This window comes from Pseudomonas sp. KK18 (assembly GCF_037094675.1).
Classification (GTDB): Bacteria; Pseudomonadota; Gammaproteobacteria; order Pseudomonadales; family Pseudomonadaceae; genus Aquipseudomonas.
The window spans coordinates 3436000-3460781 of the sequence record NZ_CP146605.1; the positions used below are offsets into that span (position 1 = coordinate 3436000).

Annotated in this window: 18 protein-coding genes; 2 read left to right on the plus strand and 16 right to left on the minus strand. The window is 62.5% G+C overall.

Annotated features, from left to right (window positions below; all coding sequences use genetic code 11):
- Window positions 1-6 precede the first annotated feature (6 nt).
- A complete protein-coding gene (locus tag V6607_RS15785) occupies window positions 7-1617 on the plus strand; it encodes a GMC family oxidoreductase N-terminal domain-containing protein (RefSeq protein WP_003212548.1) in 1611 nt (536 codons plus the stop codon).
- A gap of 114 nt (window positions 1618-1731) precedes the next feature.
- Here V6607_RS15785 and V6607_RS15790 read toward each other — a convergent pair whose 3' ends face one another.
- The 3 genes from V6607_RS15790 to V6607_RS15800 all read right to left on the minus strand — a co-directional run bounded on the left by V6607_RS15790 (window position 1732) and on the right by V6607_RS15800 (window position 5683).
- Entirely contained in the window at window positions 1732-2652 is a 921-nt protein-coding gene (locus V6607_RS15790; protein ID WP_102604900.1) for a pyridoxal-phosphate dependent enzyme, read from the minus strand.
- A gap of 37 nt (window positions 2653-2689) precedes the next feature.
- Window positions 2690-4093: a sodium:solute symporter family protein gene (locus V6607_RS15795; RefSeq protein ID WP_134326584.1), complete on the minus strand. Its 1404-nt coding sequence runs from the start codon at window positions 4091-4093 to the stop codon at window positions 2690-2692.
- Between the two features lie 480 nt (window positions 4094-4573).
- The gene (locus tag V6607_RS15800; RefSeq protein ID WP_134326585.1) at window positions 4574-5683 is read right to left on the minus strand and encodes a DSD1 family PLP-dependent enzyme; all 1110 of its coding nucleotides are present in this window, start codon (window positions 5681-5683) and stop codon (window positions 4574-4576) included.
- A 57-nt stretch (window positions 5684-5740) separates the two neighbouring features.
- Between V6607_RS15800 and V6607_RS15805 the strand changes: the two genes are divergently transcribed.
- The gene (locus tag V6607_RS15805) at window positions 5741-6367 is read left to right on the plus strand and encodes a PAS domain-containing protein (RefSeq protein WP_003212543.1); all 627 of its coding nucleotides are present in this window, start codon (window positions 5741-5743) and stop codon (window positions 6365-6367) included.
- Between the two features lies 1 nt (window position 6368).
- On the opposite strand, the gene V6607_RS15810 is transcribed toward V6607_RS15805, so the two are convergent.
- The 13 genes from V6607_RS15810 to V6607_RS15870 all read right to left on the minus strand — a co-directional run bounded on the left by V6607_RS15810 (window position 6369) and on the right by V6607_RS15870 (window position 24688).
- Entirely contained in the window at window positions 6369-6746 is a 378-nt protein-coding gene (locus V6607_RS15810) for a RidA family protein (RefSeq protein ID WP_008430534.1), read from the minus strand.
- A gap of 12 nt (window positions 6747-6758) precedes the next feature.
- Window positions 6759-8006, minus strand: coding sequence for a dicarboxylate/amino acid:cation symporter (locus tag V6607_RS15815; protein ID WP_008430531.1), 1248 nt, complete (start codon window positions 8004-8006; stop codon window positions 6759-6761).
- 122 nt (window positions 8007-8128) lie between these two features.
- On the minus strand, window positions 8129-9088 hold the full coding sequence (locus tag V6607_RS15820) for a threo-3-hydroxy-L-aspartate ammonia-lyase (RefSeq protein WP_134326586.1): 960 nt from the start codon (window positions 9086-9088) through the stop codon (window positions 8129-8131).
- 105 nt (window positions 9089-9193) lie between these two features.
- Window positions 9194-9982, minus strand: a complete 789-nt coding sequence (locus tag V6607_RS15825) for an ABC transporter ATP-binding protein (RefSeq protein WP_023658820.1) — start codon at window positions 9980-9982, stop codon at window positions 9194-9196.
- 11 nt (window positions 9983-9993) lie between these two features.
- Window positions 9994-10752, minus strand: coding sequence for an ABC transporter permease (locus V6607_RS15830; protein ID WP_134326587.1), 759 nt, complete (start codon window positions 10750-10752; stop codon window positions 9994-9996).
- 9 nt (window positions 10753-10761) lie between these two features.
- Window positions 10762-11523 (minus strand): ABC transporter permease, encoded by a 762-nt coding sequence (locus tag V6607_RS15835; RefSeq protein ID WP_008430524.1) that lies wholly within the window; start codon window positions 11521-11523, stop codon window positions 10762-10764.
- A gap of 259 nt (window positions 11524-11782) precedes the next feature.
- Window positions 11783-14245, minus strand: coding sequence for a TonB-dependent receptor (locus V6607_RS15840; RefSeq protein WP_003212536.1), 2463 nt, complete (start codon window positions 14243-14245; stop codon window positions 11783-11785).
- Between the two features lie 199 nt (window positions 14246-14444).
- Window positions 14445-16709 carry a TonB-dependent receptor gene (locus V6607_RS15845; RefSeq protein WP_338743963.1) on the minus strand — a complete coding sequence of 755 codons (2265 nt, stop codon included), beginning with the start codon at window positions 16707-16709 and terminating at the stop codon, window positions 14445-14447.
- Window positions 16710-17039: 330 nt separating this feature from the next.
- Window positions 17040-18098, minus strand: a complete 1059-nt coding sequence (locus tag V6607_RS15850; RefSeq protein WP_003212534.1) for an ABC transporter substrate-binding protein — start codon at window positions 18096-18098, stop codon at window positions 17040-17042.
- 126 nt (window positions 18099-18224) lie between these two features.
- Window positions 18225-19274: an ABC transporter substrate-binding protein gene (locus V6607_RS15855; RefSeq protein WP_003212533.1), complete on the minus strand. Its 1050-nt coding sequence runs from the start codon at window positions 19272-19274 to the stop codon at window positions 18225-18227.
- Window positions 19275-19294: 20 nt separating this feature from the next.
- Window positions 19295-20446, minus strand: coding sequence for an LLM class flavin-dependent oxidoreductase (locus V6607_RS15860; protein ID WP_102606528.1), 1152 nt, complete (start codon window positions 20444-20446; stop codon window positions 19295-19297).
- Between the two features lie 635 nt (window positions 20447-21081).
- Window positions 21082-22929, minus strand: coding sequence for an ABC transporter ATP-binding protein (locus V6607_RS15865; protein WP_134326588.1), 1848 nt, complete (start codon window positions 22927-22929; stop codon window positions 21082-21084).
- Window positions 22922-24688, minus strand: coding sequence for an ABC transporter ATP-binding protein (locus V6607_RS15870; protein WP_134326589.1), 1767 nt, complete (start codon window positions 24686-24688; stop codon window positions 22922-22924). The genes V6607_RS15865 and V6607_RS15870 overlap by 8 nt, the downstream gene beginning before the upstream one ends.
- Window positions 24689-24782 lie beyond the last annotated feature (94 nt).

Consider the following 24782-nt stretch of genomic DNA (forward strand, 5'->3'; position numbering starts at 1 on the left):
CCGTGAATGACATACGACTACATCATCGCCGGCGCCGGCGCCGCAGGTTGCGTCCTGGCCAACCGACTCTCCGCCTCGGGCGAGCATTCGGTATTGCTGCTGGAAGCCGGCGGCAAGGACAGCTCCTGGTGGTTCAAGATCCCGGTCGGTTTCGCCAAGATGTACTACAACCCGACCTTCAACTGGATGTACTACAGCCAGCCGCAAAAACAGCTGGCCGACCGTGCCATCTATGCCCCGCGGGGCAAGGTGCAGGGCGGTTCCGGCTCGATCAACGCCATGATCTACGTGCGCGGCCAGGCCCATGATTTCGATGACTGGGCGGCTAATGGCAACGACGGCTGGGGCTTCAAGGACGTGCTGCCGTACTTCCGCAAGCTGGAAAATCACCCCCTGGGCGACACCGAATACCACGGCAGCAGCGGCCCCATCAGCATCACCCCGATGAAGGGCCAGACTCACGCCATCTGCGATGTATTTCTCAAGGGCTGCGAGCAATTGGGCTATGGCCTGAGCGATGACTTCAACGGGCCGAACTTCGAAGGTGCGGGCCTCTACGACGTCAACACCCGCAACGGTGAGCGCTGCTCCAGCAGCTTTGCGCACCTGCACCCGGCGTTGGGTAGGCCGAACCTGACCGTGGAGTTGCATGCGCTGGTAGACCGCGTGCTGTTCGACGATCAACAACGCGCCACCGGCATCAGCGTGACCCAGCACGGCGTGGTTCGCACCTTTACCGCGCGCAAGGAGGTGATCCTGTGCGCCGGGGCGGTGGATACGCCGAAGATCCTGCAACTGTCGGGTGTGGCGGACAAGCAATTGCTCGCCGAACACAACATCCCGCTGGTCAAGGACCTGCCTGCAGTGGGGCAGAACCTGCAGGACCACCTCTGCGCCAGTTATTACTACAAGGCCAATATCCCGACCCTGAACGACCAGCTCAGTTCGCTGTTTGGCCAGTTCAAACTCGGCCTCAAATACCTGCTGACCCGCAAGGGCGCGCTGGCCATGAGCGTCAACCAGGCCGGCGGGTTCTTTCGCGGCAACGAAGGGCAGGCGCACCCCAATCTGCAGCTGTACTTCAACCCGCTGTCGTACCAGATCCCGAAAAACAACAAGGCCAGCCTCAAGCCCGAGCCGTATTCAGGCTTCCTGCTGTGCTTCAACCCGTGCCGGCCTACCAGCCGCGGGACGATCCGCATCGCCTCGAAAAACCCACGGGACGCGGCCTTGATCGACCCCAACTACCTGAGCACCCAAAAGGACATCGACGAGGTGATCCAGGGCAGCCGGCTGATGCGCAAGATCATGCAGGCGCCGGCGCTCAAGGGCGTGACGGTGGCCGAGGTATTGCCGGGGCCGGCGGTGCAAACCGATGAGCAGATGCTGCAGTACTTCCGCGAGAACAGCGGCTCGATCTATCACCTGTGTGGCTCTTGCGCCATGGGCTCGGACCCGCTGGTGTCGGTGGTGGACAAGCGCCTGAAGGTGCACGGGATGCAAGGACTGCGGATTGTCGATGCGTCGATTTTCCCCAACGTGACCTCGGGCAATACCCATGCGGCGGTGTTGATGGTGGCGGAGAAGGGCGCGGATCTGATCCTGCAGGATGCCTGAATTGATCGTTCCCACGCTCTGCGTGGGAATGCATCCTGTGACGCTCCGCGTCACGACTTCAAGAGCAGACGCGGAGCGTCCAGGGCGGCGTTCCCACGCGGAGCGTGGGAATGATCATAGAGAGACCGTGTTCTGCCACTGGGCAACCGTTTCGGCACTGATGCTCACCCCACCACACACAATCACCACCACATCCTCAATCCCGGCAATCGCCCCATGCTCCAGATACGCCACGGCCAACGAAACCCCACATGCCGGTTCCACCAACTGGCGTAAATCATCGGCGTACCGCGCCACACCCATCATCGCGTCGGCATCACTCAACACCACGCATTGATGGGCAAACCTGCCGATATGCTGCACCGGCCACGCCGCCACCTGGGTCGCGGCCAACGACTTGGCCACGGTATCGATCTTCGCCAGCCGCACGGGCTTTCCAGCCTCTACGGCAGCAGCAAACGAAGCCGCGCCCGCCGTTTCACACGCAATCACCTTGCAGCCGAACCGCCCATGACGCTCCAGGCCCGTCAGAACGCCCGCGAGCAGTCCACCGCCACCCACCGAGGTCACGATGGCGCCCACCTGAGGGCAGTCCTCGAGAATCTCATCGATCATGCTGCTGTGGCCTTCCCACAACAGCGGGTGATCAAAGGCCGGCACATACAGTGCCTCAGGTGATTCGGAGAGTTGCAGCGCCAGCTCATTGGATTGATCCCACAGATCACCGTGCACCACCACCTCGGCCCCGGCCTGGCGGATGCGTGCGCGGGTGGCTTCGGGGGTGGTGGTCGGCACCACGATCCGCGCCTGTAACTCCAGGCCGCGCGCCGCGAAGGCCGTGGCCAGCCCGGCATTGCCCCCGGAGGGGCATACCACCGTGGTCTTGCCCTGGCTCGCCGCGTAGGCGCACAGCGTGGTCATGCCGCGCAACTTGAACGAGCCACAGGGTTGCAGGTTCTCGAGCTTCAGCCAGACCCGCCGGGTAGCGGTAGACAAGCCGGGGTGCAGGATCAACGGGGTGCGAATCGGCAGCATTTCACAAGTTCCTTTTGGGTGAGGCTGCCATCCTACCTCAGCTCGTGGCTGCCACCAGGGGGGCGGCCGGTGTCCTGCGGCGCGTCACATGGCTGATGCCCATGATGATCAACGGCGTGAACAGGGCGATGTAGGCGTTGTCGATGCCCCACGGATTACCGGCGAGGAACCAGCCCACGGTCGCGAGCAACGAGGCAATGATGCTCAGGAATGCCCCGGCCGCCGTGCCGAATTTCGGCGCGTAGAACACCATCAACACCAGCACGGCCAGGGAGGCGCGCAACGCCTTGCCGAGGAAGGCGATCATCAGCACCTTGTCCGAGGTCAGTGCCAGGGCAATCGGCAACAGGCCGACAGCGATGGTCGCCAGGCGCACGAAGCGCAGGGACTTGGCGTCGCTTTTTTCCGGGTTGAACCATGGCTCGTAGAAGTCCCGCAGCAACAACGTCGCCGAGCCCATGCTCACCGCCGAAATGGTGCCGAACAGCGAGCCGGCAAGGCCTGCCACCACCAGCCCGGCCGTCAGTTGGTCCATGCTGGCGATCAGGGTGGGGAAGGCTTGCAGGGAGTCGACATGGGGGAACAGCACCGCGCTGCACATACCGATCAGTGCTGCGCCGATGCCGAACGGCACCATCAGCACCGCCACGTAGAAGCAGGCGCGCTGGGCCTTGCCTGCGTGGCTGACGGTGTTCACCGCCTGGATTACGTATTGGGTGGAGAAGATCGAACCGATCCCGGCGATCATCCAGGCGATGATCTGGCCCCAACCCACGGCGGTCCAGTCAAACATGCTGGCAGGCAATTGCGCTTGCAGCTGGCCGATGCCGCCCACCTGCTTCAAGCCGAACCACAAGGCCAGGCCGACGCCCAGGTATTTCAGGGCGGCGTGGACGAAGTTGGTGTAGATCACTGAGCGCATGCCGCCGATGCTGACGTATGCCACCGAGACTACGCCGACGATCACGATCGCCAGGGTTCGGTCTACTTGCATCACGCTGGCCAATACGGCGCCGCCGCTGGCGTAGATCGAGACGGCGACGATCTCCAGGGCAAAGATGGTGATGATCGACGTGGCGAAGCGGGTGCGTTGGCCGTAGTTGCGCGCGAGTACGCCGGAGATGGTGTTGTCGCCCAGGTCCTTGTATTTGCGCGCCAGTAGCCAGGCGAAGAGTACGAAGCCCAGGGCCAGGGCGAACAGGTTCCAAGCGGCGGAGATGCCGACCTTGAAACCGGTTTGGGCGGTGCCGATGCTGACTGCGGTGCCGATAAATTCCGAGAGCATCAGGAAGCCGATCAGGAACGCCGGGAAGTGGCCGCCGCCGGTGGTGTAGTTGTTGGCGCTGCGGGAGTGGCGGCGGACGCCGTAGCTGATCAGTGCCAGGCTGAGCATGTACAGGCCGGTGATGGACAGTACGATCCATGAGGAGTGGGTGGGCATTTTTTATACTCTTTAGGTATTTTTGTAATTGTGGGTAGTTTCCTCTGCTGGTTTTGCTTTCGTCTAATATCGGGTTGGTATGGTTTGATACTCTTTTGGTATGGGTGTATATCCGTTATCTGGGTAACGGCTACCTATGGTTTCGCTCTTACAGCGAGGGCCGCTGCGCAATACCTGCGTTCGGCCTCGAGCTTATTGGGGCAGTCAGATCAAGATCAAAAGCAAGAGCACGGCGGCCTGAAAGCCGACCTGAGTGTTAAAAGCCAAGCGCTTTTCTGTAGGAGCTGGCTTGCCTGCGATGCAGACACCTCGGTGCATCAGGTACACCCAGTTGATGCCATCGCCGGCAAGCCAGCTCCTACAGAGGACCGTGCCCGCTTTAGCTTCTGATTTGGCTTTTAACACTCAAGCCGGCTTTCAGGCCGCTGTAAGAGCGGAACCAATATCGGCCATCACCCAAATAACGGATATGCCCCCGATCTACCACCCCCGCAACCGCTCCCAAACCTGCACCTCACCATTCTCCAGCAGCGCGCCATAGCTGCCGAACTGCGCCCCCGTAGCACACGCATGGTTAGGCAAAACCCTCAGCCGCGTCCCCAGCGGAAACCGCTCAACCACATCCACCGCCACCCCGTCGAACCAAGCCACCCCATGCTCCTGATTCGCGCTGCCCACCAGCAACCCCTCGATCACCTCACCACCCTCGGTACACACCTGCCCATAACCAAAATCCCGCTTCTGCGACTGCGTCCCACGATCCCGACTCATCGCCATCCACCCCGCGTCGGTAATGATCCAGCCCTTTTCCACCTGATGCCCGATCACCGTAGTCAGCACACTCAACGCCAGCTCATCAATGCGGCACACCCCAACGTTATGCATCACCAAATCAAAAAACGCATAAACCCCAGCCCGCAGCTCAGTCACACCCTCCAGGCTCACCGCCGACAGCGCCGTGGGCGTCGAACCCACACTCACCTGCAAGCAAGGCAACCCTGCCCCCCGAATCACCTCGGCCGCTGCAACACAGCGCGCCCGTTCCTGCTCGGCAATCGCCCGCAACGCCTCAGGCGTATCCAGCCCGTAACTTTCCCCGGCATGAGTCAACACCCCGGCAAGCATCCCGCCGCCATACAGCAGCCTGGCGATCTCCAGCAACAGCGGATCCTGAGGCTTCACCCCGGACCGGTGCCCATCACAGTCAATCTCAATCAGCACCGCAAAAACCTCACCCTGCAGCGCACCAAACTCGACAATCGCCCGGGCCCCGGCAAGGCTGTCGGTGATCAGCGTCAGCGCACACCCCTGACGACGCAACGCCAACGCCTGAGGCAATTTATGCGGCGCCATCGCCACCGCATACAGAACGTCCCGAATGCCGAGGTCGAAAAAATACTCGGCCTCCTTCAACGTCGAAACCGTAATCCCCGTGGCCCCGGCGGCGATTTGCGCCGCCACCACCTCGGCACATTTATGGGTCTTCACATGGGGCCGCAAGCTCACACCCAAGTCATCGGCACGCTGCTGCATACGCAGGATATTGCGCTGCATCCGGCTCACATCCAGCAAAGCTGTCGGGGTTTCCATCGTGCACACTCCAAAAGGTAAATTGACGGTCTATCCAGTACTGGATATGTTGTCTGAATGAAAAAACACACTCCCGAACAAGCGGCCTTGATCAGCCAACTCGAACAGATTGCCGAAGGCCTGAGCAAGACCTTCAGCCCGTTTTGCGAGGTCGTGCTGCACGACCTGCGCGACCCGCAGCACGCAATCATGGCCATCCACAACAACCTCTCCGGGCGCCAGCCGGGTGACCCGGCCACCGAGCTGGGCCTGGCGCGGATTGCCGATCCCGAGTACCCGCAGGTGATCGCCAACTACCAGAACCAGTTCGCCGACGGGCGTCAGGTCAAGAGCACTTCCATCGGCATCAAGGACTCCACCGGCAAGTACGTGGCGGCCTTGTGCATGAACGTCGACCTCTCGTTGTTCCGTGGCTTGCAGGGCATGCTGGAACAGTTCGGCTCGGTCAGCGGCGATCGGCCCGCCGAGTCTCTCGACCCGTCCGGTGCCGACGCCATTCGTGCGCGCATCGACCAGTTCGCCGCACGCCTGGCGACCACCCCACGTGCCCTCAAGGCCGCCGACCGGCGCCTGCTGATGCAAGAGCTGAAAGAAGCCGGCGTGATGGACATCCGGCGTGCCATGGAAACGGTTGCCTCACACCTTGGGGTCTCGCGGGCGGCGGTCTACACCTACGCCAAATGACCTATGCCGAGCGCGCCACGGCTTCGATTTCAATCAGATAGCCGTGGTGCAGTTCCGGCACCGGCACCACCGCGCGGGCGGGGCGGTGATCCCCCAGTGCAGCGGCGTACAAGCCATCAAATTCAGGCCAGTGTTTTACCCCCACCACGTACACCGTGACTTTCACCAGGTCTGCGGGTGAGCCGCCTGCGGCCTTCAAAATCGCCAACAGATTGTCCAGGGCCACTTGAGCCTGTTCGGCAAACGAAGCCTCGAGGTTATGACGCCCGTCAGGGCTCACCGGCAATTGCCCGGAGATGTACAGCGTGCCCTGGTGGCTTACGGCCTGGGAGTAGTGCCCGGCAGGCTGGGAGGCAGTGGCTGTGTGGTGAATCTTCATGATCGGCAGTTCTCAAGCAAGGGAGGGAAGGGGAGCAGGTTGTTCATCGGTGGCACCGTGGCCAATCACCGCCGTGGCCACGCCGCAGCCGAACACGTTGGTGGCGGTACGGCCCATGTCGAGGATCGGGTCCACGGCGAGGATCAGCAGCAAACCGGCTTCCGGCAGGCCGACCATCGGCAGGCCCGCCGCGAGCACCACCAGTGAGCCGCGCGCCACGCCGGCGGTGCCTTTGCTGATGACGAGCAAGGTCAGCAGGATCATTACCTGATGGCCGAAGCTCATCTCGATGCCATAGGCCTGGGCGATGAACATCACGATAAACGCCTGGTACATCATCGAACCGTCGAGGTTGAACGAGTAACCCAGGGGCAGCACAAAACTGTTGATGCGCTTGGGCGAGCCGAAGCTGTCCAGGGCTGCGATGGTCTTGGGGTAGGCCGCCTCGCTGCTGGCGGTGGAGAACGCCAGCAACACCGGGCTGCGCAGCAACTGCAACAGCTGTTTGAAACGTGCGCCCAGCGCCAGGTAACCCACGCCGCTGATCACCAGCCACAGTACCGCCAGGCCCAGGTAGAATTGCGCGATCAACTTGCCAAAGCTGCCCACCATCCCCAACCCGTACAGGCTGATGGTGGCGGCAATTGCGGCAAACACCGCCAGCGGCGCGATCACCATCACGTATTCGGTGATGCGGAACATCACCTGGGTCAGTTCTTCCAGCACGTGCAGGATCGGCGACCTGGCGCTGCCCTTGACGAACGCCAGCGCTGCGCCGAAGAACAACGAAAACACCACGATTTGCAGCACCTCATTGTTGCCCATGGCCTCGACGATGCTGCGGGGGAATACATGGGACAAAAAACCCGACAGGTTGAAGCTGGCGGTGTTCAAACCGCTGTTGCCGTTGGCCGCCACACTCAGGTTGAGCCCCGCGCCTGGCTGAAACAGATTGGCCAATGTCAAACCGATCAGCAGCGATACCACGGACGCAATCAAAAACCAGGTCATCGCCTTCAACCCGACACGGCCGATGGAACCGCTGTCGGCCATGCTCGCCACGCCACTGATCAACGTCGCCAGCACCAGCGGCGCGATGACCATCTTGATCAGGCGCAAAAACACGTCGGTGACCATGCTGAAGTAACCCGCGATGGTCTTGGCGGTGTCGGCGTCCAGTTGGGCATGCAGCACGGCCCCCACCAGCACGCCAAGGATGATCGCAATCACAATGGCCCGGGCCAGGTAACGATTTTTCATAAGCACCTCTTGTTGTTAACGCTCAGGGAACACCCGGGCATTTTTTATAGGCGGCAGAAATTGCAGGCAGCAGGAAGCCATGTGGCAAGCACGCTCGCCACAGTATTTTCTTGTTGGAGGTTTTAGCCCTTTATCAGGCTCGCGTACTTCTCGATATCGACGTTGCCACCGGTCACGATGATGCCCACGCGCTGGCCCCGGAACTGCTGCTTGAGGTTGCGCAAGGCCGCAAGGCCGAGGCAACCGGTGGGCTCCACGACCATCTTCATGCGTTGCATGAAGAACCTCATCGACTCCACTAACTCGGCGTCCGAGACCGTAAGGATGTCATTCACGTTCTCGCGGATGATCGGGAAGGTGTGATTGCCAAGGTGCTGCGTCTGGGCGCCGTCTGCGATGGTCGCGGGCGTGTCGATGTGCACGATGCTGCCGGTCTGGAAGGAGCGCTGGCCGTCATTCCCGGCTTCGGGCTCGACCCCGTACAGCAGGCAATCAGGTGACAAGGCACGGGTGGCCAATGCCGTACCGGAGAGCATGCCGCCACCGCCCAGGCCGACAAACAAGGCATCCAGTGGGCCGGTGAATTCCAGCAGCTCCTTGGCGGCAGTGCCCTGGCCGGCCAGCACGTCCGGGTGGTCGTAGGAGGGGATCAACGTCATGCCGTGCTGCTCGGCCAGGGTGCGGCCGATCTGCTCGCGGTCTTCGGTGATACGGTCGTAGAACACCACGGTCGCGCCGTATTCCCGGGTGGCGGCGACCTTGGCAGCCGGGGCGTCGGTGGGCATTACGATGGTGGCCGGCATCTGCAACAGGCGGGCGGCCAGTGCGATGCCTTGGGCGTGATTGCCCGAGGAAAACGCCACTACACCCGCCTTGCGCTGCGCCTCGTCAAACCGGGAAAGCGCATTGAACGCACCGCGAAACTTGAATGAACCGGTGCGTTGCAGGTTTTCGCATTTGATGAACACCTGGGCGCCGGTCTCGGCATCGAGGGTGCGCGAGGTGAACACCGGCGTGCGGTTGGCGAAGCCCTCCAGGCGTTCGGCGGCTTTGATCACGTCATGGTACGAAGACAGTTGCATGGAAAGGACCTCTGAAAATGAACCGGGCACGAGCGCATTGCATTTGCTGTTTGGATAAAATATCCATAACTATACAAAATGTAAAGCTCGGCATGCCCACTGTCTTCAGTGCCCGACCAGCTCTTCCAGCAACCGGTCCTTGTAGCCCTGCAAGACCGGCGAACTGCGCTCCCTCGGATGTGGCAAGTCCACCCGGATTTCATGCTTGATCCGCCCCGGGTGGGCGTCCATCACGATCACCCGGTCACCCAGGTACAGCGCCTCTTCGATGTCATGCGTGACCATGATCACCGTGCAGCGCTGTTGCACCCAGATCCGTTGCAGCTCCCGCTGCAGGTGCACACGGGTCAGGGCGTCGAGGGCGCCCAGTGGTTCATCGAGCAACAGTACCTTGGGTTTATTGATCAGTGCCCGGGCGATTGCAGCACGTTGCGCCATGCCGCCGGAGAGCTGGTGCGGGTAGGCGTTTTCAAAGCCGGTGAGGTTGACCAGAGCGATATGTTCGGCCACTTGCCGATCCTTTTCGGACTGGGGCAGGTTGTGGTTTTTCAGGGCCAGGGCGATGTTCTGGCTGACGGTCATCCACGGGAACAGGCGGTGATCCTGGAACACAATGCCGCGCTCCAGGCTGGTGGCGGCGATGCGCTGGCCGTCCAGCAGGATATCGCCTTCGTACTCGGCCTCCAGCCCGACAATCAGGCGCAGCAAGGTGGATTTGCCGCAGCCGCTGGCGCCGACGATGCTGACAAACTCCCCTGGCCGCACGTCGAGGTTGATGTTGTGCAACACCGGCAGCGGCTTGCCTTCGATCCGATAGGCCTTGTTCAGGCCGCGAATCTGCAGGGCGCCGGTCTGCACGGCGGTGTGGAGGGCGTGGTGGGCGATTGCGTTCATGTTCATGGCCTTCAACGAATATTGCGCCAGCGCAGCACGTGGCGGCTGAGGCGGGTAAACAGCAGGTTCATCAGGTAGCCCAGCAGGCCGATGCACAGCACGCTGAGCACGATCACTTCCATGCGCGATCCAGCCTCGGCATTCATCATCAGGTTGCCCAGGCCGGCGCCGGAGGACAGGAACAGCTCACTGCCGATCGCCGTTACCCAGGCGAAGGCGAGGGCATGCAACACGCCGGTGGCGATGCTCGGCAACGCCGCCGGCAACAGCACGTGCACGAACTGCTGCACCTGGCTGAGCACCAGCACCTGGCCGACTTCACGATAACGCTGCTCCACATGGCTGAAGCCCTGGTAGGTGTTGAGCACCATCGGGTAGAACGCCGCGAGGCTGACGATCAGCACCTTGGAGAGCTCGCCGTTGCCGAACCACATGGCAATCAACGGGATCCAGCCCAGCATCGGCACCTGGCGAATCGAATGGAACAGCGGGCCGATCAAACGGTTGGCCACACTCGACAGCGCCATCAGCACCCCCAGCACCACGCCGAACAGGATGCCCAGGGCCAGGCCGCCACTGGTGCGGGCCAGGCTGGCCAGCAGGTTGACCAGCAACTCGCCGTTACCGAGCATTTCCAGCAACGCCGAGCCGATCGCCGACAGCGGCACAAAGGCGTAGGCGCCGGCCGCGTCCTGGCGCGAGGCGTATTCCCAGGCGAGGATCAACAGCAGCGGCAGCAACAGGCCGCGGGATTTTTTCAAGAGGGTCATGCCGGGCTCCTAGCGGGTCTGCCAGCGAAACAGCCGCTGTTCCAGTGAACGAAAGCCAAAGTCGAGGGCAAAACCAATCAGCCCGGTGACCACCACACCCACCATCACCACGTCGATGCGCAGCATCTGCCGGGCCATCTCGATCATCTGCCCCAGGCCGCTGTCGGCCGCCAGCAGTTCGGTGGCCACCAGCACCACCCAGGCGCGGGTCAGGCTGATACGAAAACCGGTGATGATCGGCGGCGCGGCAGCGGGCAGGGCGATGCGCCAGACGAAGGTCGGCCAGCGCAGGCGGTACACGTCGGCCACTTCGAAGTAGCTGCGGGGAATGCCCTTGACGCCTTCGCTGGCGGCCAGGGCCACCGGGAAAAATGCGGTCTTGGCGACGATGATGATCTTGAAGGTTTCATCAATGCCGAACAGCAGCACGAACATCGGGATCAGCGCGATGCTGGGGATCTGGCGCAAGGTGTGGAACAGCGGGGCGCAATACACCTCGACGTTCTTTGACAGGGCCATCAGCACCCCGAAGGCCAGGCCGCACAGCGAGCCGATGCCAAAGCCCAGACCGAGCCGGGACAGGCTGTTGCCCAGGTGTTCAGCGAGTTCGCCGCTGGCGAGCAGTTCTTCAAAGGTTTGCAGGACCTGGGCCGGCGGTACCAGCAGGTTGCGCGGGAAGATCCCGAGGTGCGCCACCAGCGTCCAGGTGGCGAGCAGGGCCAGCGGCGAGATGAGCCAGGTCAGGGCAGTGAGCAATCGGTAAGGGCGCATGGCGGGTCTTATTTCAGCGAAGTACCCGGGGGCTATCGCAAGACATGTGCCAGTGAACACAACAGGGGAGAACAATGAAGGCCAAATGTGGGAGCTGGCTTGCCTGCGATGACGGTGGCCAGTAAACATTGAGGCTGGCTGATCCACCGTCATCGCAGGCAAGCCAGCTCCCACAATGGATGGGTGTACATCCGAATGCCCGAATGATGCCTGGCCAACAATGGGGTGCTGCTGCAGCAACACCCCATCAGCAATTACCTCAGAAGTCGTAGCTCACACTGGTGTAGTAGAACGCACCCTGGGCGCCTTCAGGACTGGTGATCGAGTAGATCGGCACACCGTACAACTGCGCGCCGGAAGCCTTGTCCGGGTGAGTGTTGAACAGGTTCGTCGCACCGGCTGAAAGCTTGATCCCCTTGCCAAGGTTGTAGGACACGTCCAGGTCGGTGACCCATTGCGGGCTGAAGGTCTGGTCGAGGTTCGGGTTGGCGGCGTTGAGGCTTTTCCATTCGCCATAACGGCGCTGGGCCACGGTGACTCCCCACTTTTCATAGGCCCAGTTGGCGCTGAGGGTCAGCTTGTAGTCCGGGGTGCCGTGCTCGATCAGGCCTTGGGTGGTGCGGCCGATGATCTGGTTGCCCGCGATGTTGCCGACGTTGCGCAGGTCGGTGATTTGCGTGCGATTACGCGCATAGCCGGCGTTGAAGTTCACCCGGCCCCATTGCTGCAGGTCGAGTTTGTAGTTGCCGGTCAGTTCGATACCGTCGGTGCGGGTGTCGGCGATGTTGGTGTAGAACGCGGCGCTCTGGATATTGGCGTAAGGCGTCCCGGCGAAGATCGGCGAGACCACCGAGGCCGGCAATTGGTCGGAAAGGGTAATGCGGTTGTTGATGTTGATGCGGTAGGCATCCACCGTCACCGATGCGTTGTCCAGTGGTTGCCAGACCAGGCCCAGCGAGTAGTTGGTCGACTCCTCGGGCTTGAGCTGTGTGCCGCCCAGGGCCTGGGCTTCCGGGCTGTTGGCGCGCAAGGTGCGCTGCTGCACCTCGACGTAGTTGCCGCTGCCCGGCGGCTGTTCCACCACCTGCACACTGAACGACGACATGCCGCTCTGCGCCAGGGACGGTGCGCGATAGCCGGTGCTGGCGCTGGCCCGTGCGGCGATCTGCGGGGTGAAGTCGTAGCGCAGCGACAGCTTGCCGTTGGTGGTGTCGCCAAAGTCCGAATAGTGCTCGGTACGCACTGCGACACCGGCCTGGAACTTCTCGGTGACCTGGCCTTCGACATCCAGATACGCGCCCAGCACCTTGCGTTGCAGCGAGTCGGCATCCACCGGGGTGATACCCGAGTAATACCCGGTGAGCCGGCGTCCGGTCACCGGGTCAACGGTGTTGAACAGCGGGCCGTTCTGCGAGGCGGCCGGCGCGCCTGCGCTCAACTGGTAATTTTCCTGGCGCCAGGCCAGGCCTGCGGAGACGGTCAGCGGCTTGAACAGCAAGTCGGTGGGGAAGTCCCGCACCCAATCCAGGGTCACGTTGGTCTGGTCGTTCTTGCGCTCGCCGGTGTAGATCGTCGCCGGGCTGTTGGTGCCCCAACTGGGGTTGATCGCGTTGTAGTCGGTGGACTTGACGATGTTGGTGCCGTGGTTCAGCGCCAGGTCGAACTTGCCCAGTTGCTCGTTTTCGTACCGCAGGCCACCGGTGGCGGCATAGTCTTCCAGGGTGTAGCGCGTGATCGGCAAACGGCCGTCCGGATAACGCTGCAAGGAAACGCTGCCGTAGTTGTTGTACAGCGCGGTGGGCGGGTCAAAAAAACCGGTGGAGTCGGTGTTCTTGTGGGAATAGGTGGCGAACCCGTAGGCGGTCAATCCTTCGCCCACACCCATCTCGCCGTTGGCCAGGAAGTTGTACTGGTCGGAGACACTGTTGGAGCCCCAGTTCCAGGTGCGATAGCGGTTGTTCTGCTCGCGCGGCGTGTTCACGCTGGTGTCGCCGCGATAAAAGATTCGGTTGTCCGGGTTGGTGTCGCTGGCCGGGTCCTGGCTGCCGGCATCGAAACTCAAAGTCAGGAAACCGTCATTCGGCAGTTCGAAGCCTTTCCAGCCGCTGTACTTGCGCTGCATGCCATCGCCCTTGTTGTAGCCACCGAAACGGTAGCCGACGTTGCCGCCGTCGTCCTTTTGCTTGAGCACGATGTTGATCACCCCGGCAATCGCATCGGAGCCGTATTGAGCGGCGGCGCCGTCACGCAGGATCTCCACGTGGTCGATCGCGCTCAACGGGATCAGGCTCAAGTCCACCGCTGCCGCGCCACGACCGTTGGCCAGGCTCTGGCGGGTGATGTTGGCGCTGGTGTGGCGGCGCTTGCCATCCACCAATACCAGCACCTGGTCGGAAGCCAGGCCGCGCAGCGAGGCGCCCTGGGCGATGGAACCGGCAAATGCACCCTGGGGCGACTGCGGGAAGCTGAAGGACGGCGACAGTGCGGTCAGTGCGCCGGACAGGTCGGCAGCGCCGGTCTGCTGCAATTGCTCGCCGCTCAGCACATCTACCGGTGCGGCGCTTTGCAGGGCGGTGACGTCGCTGCGGCGGGTGCCGAGTACCACCACGGTGTCGAGCTTGTCGGTCTTGGCAGTGGGCTGCGCATCGGCGGCTACAGCAGGCACGGCAAGGCTGCCCATGACCAGCGCGATGGCGCCGGCCAACGGAGTACGTTGGAACATAGAAAGGTCCTTTCGAAGCGTGTTGACGATGGCGGCCGGGCGCTATGGCTCAAACAAAGAAGGTCAACTGTGGGAGCGGGCTTGCCTGCGATGATGGCGGCACAGCCACATAATGGTTGGCTGACCCACCGCTATCGCAGGCAAGCCAGCTCCCACAGTTGATCTCCGGCGTTTGGTGAATAGTGTCCGGCGGCTGAAGTTAGAAGCGGCTGGTCACGCTCAGCCCCACGGTGCGTGGGTCGCCGTAAGTGATCACGTACTGCCCCAGCCCGCCGTTCGGCCGGCCATGCACCTGATAGCGGCGGTCGGTGAGGTTGTTCACAAACCCGGTGACGCTGAGTTTTTCGTCGGCGCTGTACCAGGTCAGGCGGCTGTTGGCCAAGGTGTAGTGCGGCTGGCTCAAGTCCTTGTCGGCGCTGCTCTGGCGGTCGGCGAGGAAGTATTCCTTGTCGCGAAAACTCACGTCGGCACCGGCCACCAGCTTGCCGCCGATTTCCAGCGGGATGGTGTAGTCGCCACCCAGCGACACCACGTTGCGCGGCGAGCGCACGAAGCTGTTGCCGCTGTAGTCACCCGTGACCGCACCGGTGTTGGGGTTGGTGTTTTTGAAGTCGGTGTATTCGGTATCCAGGAACGAAATCGCCGCCCGCAGGTGCAGGTAGTCGGTGGGTTGGCCTTCCAGTTCCAGCTCGGCGCCCTTGACCTTGCCCTTGGCGCCGTTGGTCAGCGCGGTGGTCAGTACGCCGTTGTTGACAGTCAGCAGGTTGACCTGAATGTCCGAGTAGTCGTAGTAGAAGATGTTCGCGTTGGCCGTCAGGCGATGGTTGAACCACTCGGACTTCACGCCGAATTCGTAGGCATCGAGTTGTTCCGGGTCCACCGTGGTCAGCTGCGACAGGCTGGTGGACAGCCCGGTGTTGAAGCCGCCCGAGCGGAAGCCGTGGGCATAGCGGAAGAACACCCGCACGTTGTCGTTGATCCGGTATTCCGGGGTCAGGTCATAGGTCCAGGCTTCCCAGGTCTTGTCTTCCTGGCGGTTGCCGTTGGTACCGACGCCGCCCAGGGGAATCAGCGGGCCATTGGCGGTGGCGCGCGTCAACTGAGTGAGGTTGAGGTCGATGTCTTTCTTTTCCTGGGTCCAGCGCAGGCCACCGGTCACGCTGAAGTTGTCGGTGAGGTCGTAGGTCAGGTTGCCGAACAGCGCGTAGCTGTCGGTGGTGTGGTTGTAATTGAGGTCGCGAAAGTCCGTCGCGCCGTTGACCTGGTTCGAGCCGGTGCCATTGGGTGTCGGGCCCGGGGCGATAAAGCGTCCGGCGCTGCTGTCCAGGTCTTCATGGAAATAGTGCGCGCCGGCCAACCAGCGCAGGGTTTCCTGCTGGGGCGAGGCCAGGCGGATTACCTGGGAGTACTGGGTGTATTTGTTGTCGGCGGTAGAGGTGCCGTTGACCTCGTAGGGCGTGTAGTCGGCATCGCCACTGGACTGGCCGCGGATGTAGTCGTAGGCGCTGATGGACGTGAGGGTGTAATCGCCCAGGTGCCAGTTGAGGGTCAGCGAAGTACCGTCATGGTTGAGCTTGGAGTCGTCGTCCACGTTCAGCGCAATATTGCGCCCGGCGGGGCGGGTGTAGCCCACGTTGTAGTAGCGGCCGAGGGTCAGCGCACCGTTGGCGCCGTCGCCCTTGAACTCGCGGCTGTGGATCTTCCACAGCGCGTCCAGGTCCGGGTTGAGCTGGGCGAAGAATTGCAGGCGCACGGCCTTTTTGTTGACGTCGCCGTAGGTGTGATCGTCGATCAGGTTTTTCTGGAAACCGTCGCGTTCCTCGGAGTACAGCGAGATCCGCGCCGCGAGTTTTTCCGGAACCAGGGTGCCGCCGATGGCGCCGTTGACGATGCGTTCGTTCTTGCTGCCAAAACCGATCGTGCCATAGCCGTCGGTGTCGAAGGTCGGTTTCTTCGAGATGATATTCACCGCGCCGGCCGTGGTGTTCTTGCCATACAGCGTGCCTTGGGGGCCGCGCAGGATCTCGATGCGTTCGAGGTCAAACAGCGGGCCGCCACCGGCAATCGGTGCGTTCAGGTACACGTCATCGGCGTAGATGCCCACCGGGTACACAGTGGCCGCGCCGGTGTCGCCGGTGCCCAGGCCACGGATGTACCAGCGCGGGCGCCCGTCGCCGTCGGGGTTTTTCGCCGAGGCGTTGGGAATGAAGGTGGTGATATCGCCCATCGACCGCACGCCGTCGGCAATGATGCTGGTGCCTTGTACCGCCGACACCGCGACCGGAACCTCTTGCAGGGTTTCTTCCCGGTGTTGTGCGGTGACGGTCACGGTCTTCAGCGACGGTTCGGTTTTGCCGGCGTCGTTTTCGGCAGCGTCGGCGGCCAATAGAGGTTCGCTGGCGGTGCCGCCTGCCAGCAGTAAAGCGAGCCATAGGCCCTTGGTGATTGGATTAAGTGTGTGCATGAAATCTCCCCCGGAAAAGTTTCCTTGAAGGGGCTAGAGCAGAGATCGTGCCAAGCAGATTTCAGGGTCGATACATGTTTGTAAGATATTGATATATAACGATTAAAAAATTAAGGAAAAGGGCGTTTTCGAACCATTGGAAGCGCAGCCGAAGGCCGCTTGAAAAGCCTGTCGAAGATTCAGCAGAAGTTGCTTGGAGGGTGCTGCTGGAGCAGCAGGGGAGGTGTTGCCGTAGCAGCTGTCGAGCCCCGGCGAGGCTGCGTAAACGGTGTATCTGACACACCGCAAACGCAGCCTCGCCTGGGCTCGACAGCTGCTACGTGGGGGAGGTCAAACAGCCACGCGGGAGGTGGAGCCGATGACCTTTTCCAGCACGCTGAAATCAATCCAGTCGCGCACATCGAAGCGCCGTGGAATGAAGTTCCAGCGATGCAGGAAATCGGTGAAATCCTGCAAGGCTTCGATGGAGCGCGAATCGAGCGTGGTACGCAGCCGACGATGGGCATCTTCGCCGTAGGCCGCGGTTACCCAGTACTCGCTGGTGTTGAGTTCCTGTGCCAGGAAGCGCCGGGTCTCGTCCGGATTGGCCCAGGCCCATTGCTCGGTGCGCAGCACGGTGTCGACGATTTTCACGCTGGCGTCGAAGTGCTCCTGCAGCAGGTTGATGTCCACCGTCAGGGTGCGTGGCGTGCCGTTGTTGGAGCGGATCAGCGGGTCCGGGTGCGAACCGGTGTCCACCACCACATGCAGGCCGAACTCGTTGGCCAGGTGCACGGCGTGGGCACCCTTGAGGAAGATCGCGTCGATATCACCGCGCAGCAGGCCGATCAGTTCGTTGTTGCGCCGGCTGAAGCGGCTCACCCCAAGGCTCGCCGGGGAGCCGTAGACGTATTGCACCTGGTTGTCGCTGTAGGTGCCGCCGTAGGGGTAGTCCACCAGCTCTACGTCCGAGACTTCCAGGCCTTCGAGCTTGAGGGCGTTTTCCAGGCCGCGCAGGGCCTGGGCACGGGTGAAGTCGATCTGCACGTTGGCCCATTTCGGCAGGCCGAAGCGCCGGTTTTTCAAGTCGCGCACGCTGCGCACACCGCTCTCGGCGGTGGTCAGGATCAACTGCACCTCGTCGCTCCACGACAAACCCAACACCCGGGTTTCCACGCCACTGGCGTAGGCCCAGATCGCCGGGATATTACCGCCGTGGCGCACCGAGTTTTTCAGGTGATGGTCGTAATGCGCCTCGCGAACTTCCCGTTCCGTGGACTCGCGCAACGACTGGATATTGGTGCCAAAAGGCAGGAACGCCTCGGCCAGGCGACCGGACTGCACAGCAATGCCAAGGCCGGTGGGAACCGGGCTGTGGGTGTACCAGAGAGTATCGAGTGGTTTGCTCATAAGGGTCTTCGTTCAAATCCATGAAATAGGAAACCTTTGCAGGAGCCCGGTTTGCCGGCGATGAGGCCCGAAAGGTCAATACCCCATTCAAGGCCGTCATCGCCGGCAAGCCGGCTCCTACAGGGGTTAGCCTGCCAGCGCGGTTTTGCCGTTCAAGAGTGCTTCCAGCGGCCGTGCATCAATCCATTCACGCACGTCGAAGCTTTTCGGGATAAAGCGCCAGCGGTGCAGGAAATGCGTGAAGTCCTGCAGCGCGGCAATTGCCTGTTCATCAAGTTCGGTGCGCAGGCGCAAGTGGGCGTCGTTGCCGTAGGCGGCGGTGACCCAATACTCACTGCTGTTGGTTTCCTGGGCCAGGTAGCGCCGGGTTTCCTCCGAGTGGGTGTGGGCCCATTGCTCGGCGCGCAGGACCGAGTCAAGAATGCCGGTGGCTACGTCGAAGTGGTTTTCCAGCAGGTTCAGGTCCACCGCCAGGGTGCGCGGCGTGCCGTTGTTGCTGCGGATCAGCGGGTCCGGGTGCGAGCCGGTGTCGATCACCGTGTGCAGGCCGAAATCATGAGCCTGTTGGGCGGCGTGGGCGCCCTTGAGGAAGATCGCATCGACTTCACCGCGCAGCAGGCCTATCAGCTCCAGGTTGCGTTCGCTGACTTTTTGCGTGACTGGCGTACCGGCGATATTGCGCACCGGGGTATCGCTGAAGGTGCCGCCGTAGCGGAAGTTCTTCAGCTTCACGTCGCCGACTTTCAGGCCTTCCAGTGACAACGCGTTTTCCAGCCCGCGCAGGGCCTGGGCGCGGGTGAAGTCGATCTGTGCGCCGGCCCAGTCCGGCAAGCCGAAAGTACGGCCCTTGAGGTCCTTGACGGTTTTGATGCCGCTGTCCTGGCGGGTCAGGATCAGTTGCACTTCATCTGCCCACGACAGGCCGATCACTCGGGTTTCCCGGCCCTGGGCGCGGGCCCAGATCGCCGGGATATTGCCGCCATGGCGTACCGAATTGCGCAGGGTGTGATCGAAGTGCGATTCGCGCACCGCCTTGTCATCGGACTCGCGCAGCGACTGCACCTCGGTGCCCAGGGCACCGACGGTGTCTTGCAGCCAGCCTTTTTGCACTGCAATGCCCAGGCCGGTGGGCACGGGGCAGCGGGTGTACCAGAGCGTATCGAGAGGTTGGGTCATCAGGAGTTCTCCCACAGCGTTCAGGCGCTGGCTTTCAAAGGTTGGATCGCCGGGCGTTGGTGCACAAGCGGCAGGACTTCCTGGCCAATGCGCAACGCTTCTTCCAGGTGTGGATTGCCGGCGAGGATGAAGGTCGAGAAGCCGGCGTCGCGGTATTCCACCAGGCGCTCGGCGATGTTCTGGTGGCTGCCGACCAGGCCCACGGTCGGACCCGGTTTGGCTTTGGCGAAACCGGCCCACAGGTTGGGACCGATGATCAGGTCATCGAAGCGGTCGACGTTCTGGTGGTACGCGGTCTGGCGTGCGCCGCCGACCGAGTCCGAGCCGCTGGTAAAGCCCTTGGCGACCTGGCTGCTCTTGCCTTCGAGCTTGTCGAACTGGCGACGCAGGTCTTTCCAGGCTTGCTCCTCGGTCTCCCGGGCGAACAGGTCTACCCGCAGGCCGAAGCGCACGGTGCGGCCTTGTTTGTCGGCCAGTTCGCGCACGCGCTCGATGTGTGGCTTGAGCTTGTCGAGGGGTTCGGCCCAGTTCAGATACACGTCGGCGTGTTTGGCGGCGACGTCGAGGGCGGCGTCGGAGAAACCGGAGAAGTACACGCCGGGCTTGCGTTCGTGGTGCAGGCCGTGGGGCAGGGCGCCGTTTTCCAGTTGGTAGATATCACCGTTGTAGGAGAATTTTTCGTGCTCCCAGAGGCCCTGGATGATGTCGAGGAATTCGCCGGTGCGCTTGTAGCGCAGGTCGTGTTCGAGGAAGTCACCGTTGGCGCGCTGGCTGGCGGGGTTGCCGCCGGTGATGATGTTCCACTCCAAGCGGCCACGGCTGAGGTTTTGCAGGATCGCAGCTTGTTGGGCGGCGTAGGCGGGCAGGGTCCAGGTGGCCTGGAAGGCGATCAGGAATTTGATGCGCCGGGTTTCTCGGGCCAGGGCGGCGGCGACGATCCATGGTTCGGGGCCGGTGGGCAGCAGGGCGCCTTCGAAGCCGGCGAGTTCGGCGGCTTTGGCGACCTGAGCGATGTAGTCGATGTAGGTGAAGTCGTCGGGTTGGCCGTTGGGCAGGCGGCCTGGTGCGATGTTGCCGGGGCGGTAGGTGGGGTTGCCGCGGTTGTGTTTGTCGGTGGTGAGTTGGGGGCCGTCGGTGCCCAGCGGCAGGCGCCAGAAGAATTCAGTGGTCATGGGTGCTCCGGTTCAGTCGTGTTGGGTGCGGGGACCTTTGGGGATTGGGACTGCAACGGGCATGCCATGGGGGCTTGGGCCAACGGGGGCAGGGGGTTGTGGGTTTTTTGGGGGTGGGGGTGCGTCTGTAGCAACACTGGGTCAGCAGTGGGTGCTGTAGGTGAAGCACTTTGTGTACATATCCGTTGTTGCGGTCCGAACAAAAAGCGGCAAAGTAACCAAAGCGCTCTGCCCCGCCTGTCGGCGCCTCGCTCCTACATTTGGACCGTGCCTGCTTTAGCTTTTGATTTGGCTTTTAAACACTCAAGCCGGCCGGTAGGCCGCTGTGTTCTTGATCTGCTTTTGATCTTGATCTTAGGCGCCCCGTTAAACCACGCTGGCCGAACGCAGGCTTTGGAGCGTGGGTAACCCGGCAGGACGCCGGGTTAGCCGTCCTGGGCCAGGGATGGCCCATGACGGCGGCCCACGGTCCAAAGCCGGAGTGAGGGCACTCCGAGCCTAGGCGAGGAGCCGAGTGGTGGGGCAAGAGCGTTTTGCTTACTTTTGACTGGGCCGGCATTCCGGCTGTTCAAAAGTGAGCCGCTGTAAGAGCGGAACCAATCTCAAACATCACCCAAAAACGGATATACCCCCAATCACCCAGCCACCAAATCCCCCACCCGAGCACTCTGCAAATACGTCTGATACAACGCCGCATAAGCCCCCCCACGATCAATCAACGCATCATGCGCCCCAAGCTCAACGACCTGCCCATGCCGAACCACAGCAATCCGGTCCGCATCCCGGATCGTCGCCAGCCGATGGGCAATGATGATCGCCGTACGCCCCAGACACAGCCTGCGCAACGCCCGTTGAATCCGCCGCTCTGTGTGAATGTCCACCGCCGAAGTCGCCTCATCCAGCACCAGCACCGCCGGGTCCGCCAGATACGCCCGCACCAGGCAAACGAGCTGCCGCTGCCCATGACTCAAATGCGCCCCCAAAGGCCCAACCTCGGTGTGATACTGATGCGGCAACCGCTCCAATACCTCATCGGCGCCCAGCTCCCGGGCCGCCGCGACCAGGGTCGCGTCATCCGCCAACGGCGCCGCCAACCGCAAGTTGTCGAGAATGCTCCCGCTGAACAACACATTGTCCTGCAACACCACCCCGACATTGCGCCGCAACGCATGCTGGGCCAGCTCCCGCACATCAATCCCGTCCAGCCGCACCACGCCCGACTGCACCTCATAAAACCGCGTGAGCAACTGCACCAGCGTGCTTTTCCCATGCCCCGAAGGCCCGACAATCGCCAACACCTCACCCGCAGGAATATGCAAATCCAGCCCATTGATCACCGGCGCCTGCGCACTTGGCACATAACTGAAACCCACCTGCTCGAACCGCACCTCACCCCGCGCTCGGCCCAAATGGCGCGGTGTAGCGCTGTCGGTAATCTGCGCCTGGGTATCGAGCAACAGGAAAATCCGCTGCGCCGACGCCGATCCGGTGGCGTAGCGTTCAAACAGGTCCGACAGCTCCTGCAACGGCCCCAAGAACAGGAACACGTAAAACAGACTTTCGGCCACTTGCCCGACCGACACTTCACCGGCCGCCAGCCCATAGCCGCCCACCAGCAATAACAAGGCGATTCCCGCCGAACTCAGCAGCGCCGTAAAGGGCGCAAACCACCCCGAGCGCAAGCTGCCGCGAATCAGTGCATGGTTGAAGTCATCCAACAGCCCGCGATAACGCCGCAGGTTCGGCGTCTCCTGGGCGCACTGCTGCAGCATCCGCGCGCCGCTGACGCTTTCCACCAGGTGTGCGGTAAAACGGCTGCGGTTTTCCGCAACCCGCGCCCAGTTGCGCTGGGAGATCCGCTTGAAACTCCAGGTCGCCAGCACCAGCAACGGTACGGTGGCCACCAGGCTGAGGAAGAAACGCGGGTCGATACGCCACAACATCACCGATGCCAGGCCACAGCGCAGCAAGGCACCGAGCAGTTCAGGCGGGCCCTGGATCACCAAGGGTTCGAGGGCGTCCACGTCGCGGTCAACCCGGGAAATGATCCGCCCGGCACGGGTCTGGTCGAAGTAGCTGACGCTCAAGCCCTGGACATGCGCAAACACCTGCACCCGCAGGGCGTTCAACACGCGGATCGCCGCGCCACCGGCAACAAACTGCGAGACCCCGGCCAGCAGGAATCGCACCAGCCAACTGGCGGCCAGCCCCGCGCCCAGCCATAGCACCAGGCGCTCGTCCAGCAGCCAGTGGTCGGCCTGCTGAATCAAGCCACGGTCCAGCAGTTCACGCACGAACCAGGGTCGCAAAAACACCGTGAACACCAGCAACAGCTCAATGCCGATCACCGCGAAAATCGAGCGGCGGATTGGCCTGAGCAGCGGCAGCAAGCGTTTGAACATGCTGCGGTCGAGGGCCTTTTTCGCGAGCATTTCTTCAATTTCGATATCGCTCAAGGCTTTGCCGGCGATTGGATTAGCCATGGTCGATCCCCAGCAGGTCGCGGTAGTGCGGGTTGGTGTGTTGCAGTTCGGCGTGGGTGCCTGTGGCGGCGATTTTGCCGTCCGCGAGCATCAGCACCCGGTCGGCCAGGAGGATGGTCGACAACTTGCTGGAGATCACCAGCACGGTGGTACCGCGCAGTTCTCGCAGGTTGTTCAGTACGTGCCGTTCGCTGATGGCGTCGAGGGCGCTGGTGGCGTCGTCCAGGCACAGGATGTCCGGTTGGCCCAGCAGCGCCCGCGCCAGGCACAGGCGCTGGCGCTGGCCGCCGGACAAGGTCACGCCACGATCACCCAGCGGCGTGGCCAGGCCGTGGGGCAGGCGCAGCAAGATGTCGTCCGCTGCGGCGAGGCGCAGGGCTTCAAGCAATTGCTCATCAGTGGCGTCGGGAGCGTTCAGGCGCAGGTTGGCGGCGAGGCTGCCGGCGAACAGGAAGCTCTCTTGCGGCACCACGTGCACCCGTTGGCGCAACGCACCGAGGTCAAGTTCGCGAATGTCTTGCCAGCCAGCGCCGTCATAGCCCAGCAGCACGCGCCCGGTGCTCACATCAGTGAGGCGTGGCAACAGGCTGGCCAGCAGGCTTTTCCCGGTGCCGGTGGCGCCCACGAACGCGACAATTTCGCCGGGCACCAGGGCCAGCGAGCAGTCATGCAGAATGTCCCGCCCACCGCCGGGAGCGCTGACACTGACGTGCTCCAGGCGCAACCCCAGGGGCGAAGCGGGCAGGGTGGCGCTGCCGCTGCGTATCGCTGCGGGGGCGTCCAGCAGTTGCCAGATACGTTCGGCACTGGCCCGGGCATCGGCGAAGGTTTGCATCACCCGGCCAATGCCTTCGATGCGAAATACCAGGGTGGTGGCGATCAGCAGCGAGGTCACCAGTTCACCGATGCCCAACTGACCGGCCGCCACCAGGTGGGCGCCGTAGACCAGGATCCACACATGTCCGAGGGCTACCACCGCCTGGGGCAGCGGAATGCGTGAACTGGAATAGGCCAGCGCCTGGCGGGCCAAGCCTGCGAACACTGCAACCTGTTCCGAAAAACCCTGGATACGGCTCTGCTCAAGGGCAAAGGATTTGATCACACGCACCCCGCCGATGCCTTCACTGAGGTCCTGGTTGACGCGGTCGTAGGCCGCGCCGACGCTGCGGTCGAGTTCAACCAGGCGTTCGGTTTGCAGCACGAAAATCCACAATCCGGTGACGGTCAGCAGCAGCGGTACCAAGCCCAGCCACGGGTTGTACCAGCTCAACAGGCCCACGGTGGCCAACACCACCAGCGGGGTTTCCACCACCTGGCGCCAGAAGGTGATCAGCGCGTCACGCACCTTGTCGGCATCGCGGGTGGTGCGGGTGATCATCTCGCCCATGCCGTGCTGCCAGTGATAACCCAGGTGCAGGCTTTGCACCTGGGCGAGGATGCGTTCGCGCAGGCGCGTCAGCAGTTCCTGGCTGAGCACCAGGGACATGACGCTGGCGGCGTATTGCAGCGCGCCACGGCCCAGGGCCACGGCGAGCATCAGCCAAAGCCAGTGCCAGCCAAGGCTGGCATCGAGGCTGCCGTCGGCGTGGCGGATCACTGCGCGACCGGCGCTGACATCGTTGACCGCATGGCCGATCAGCCATTGTTGCCAGACCAGGCCGAGGTTGATGGCCACGAACAGCCCGGCGACCAGAGCGAAGCGCCAGGGCATTTCGCGGTAGATCGCCAGGCTGCGCAGAAGGGGGTGTTTTTCGATCATGAAAAGCTCATTGGGTTTATTGATCCTTCCCAAACTGTGGCGAGGGAGCTTGCTCCCGCCGGGTTGCGAAGCGACCCCAAAAACAGGGTCCGCT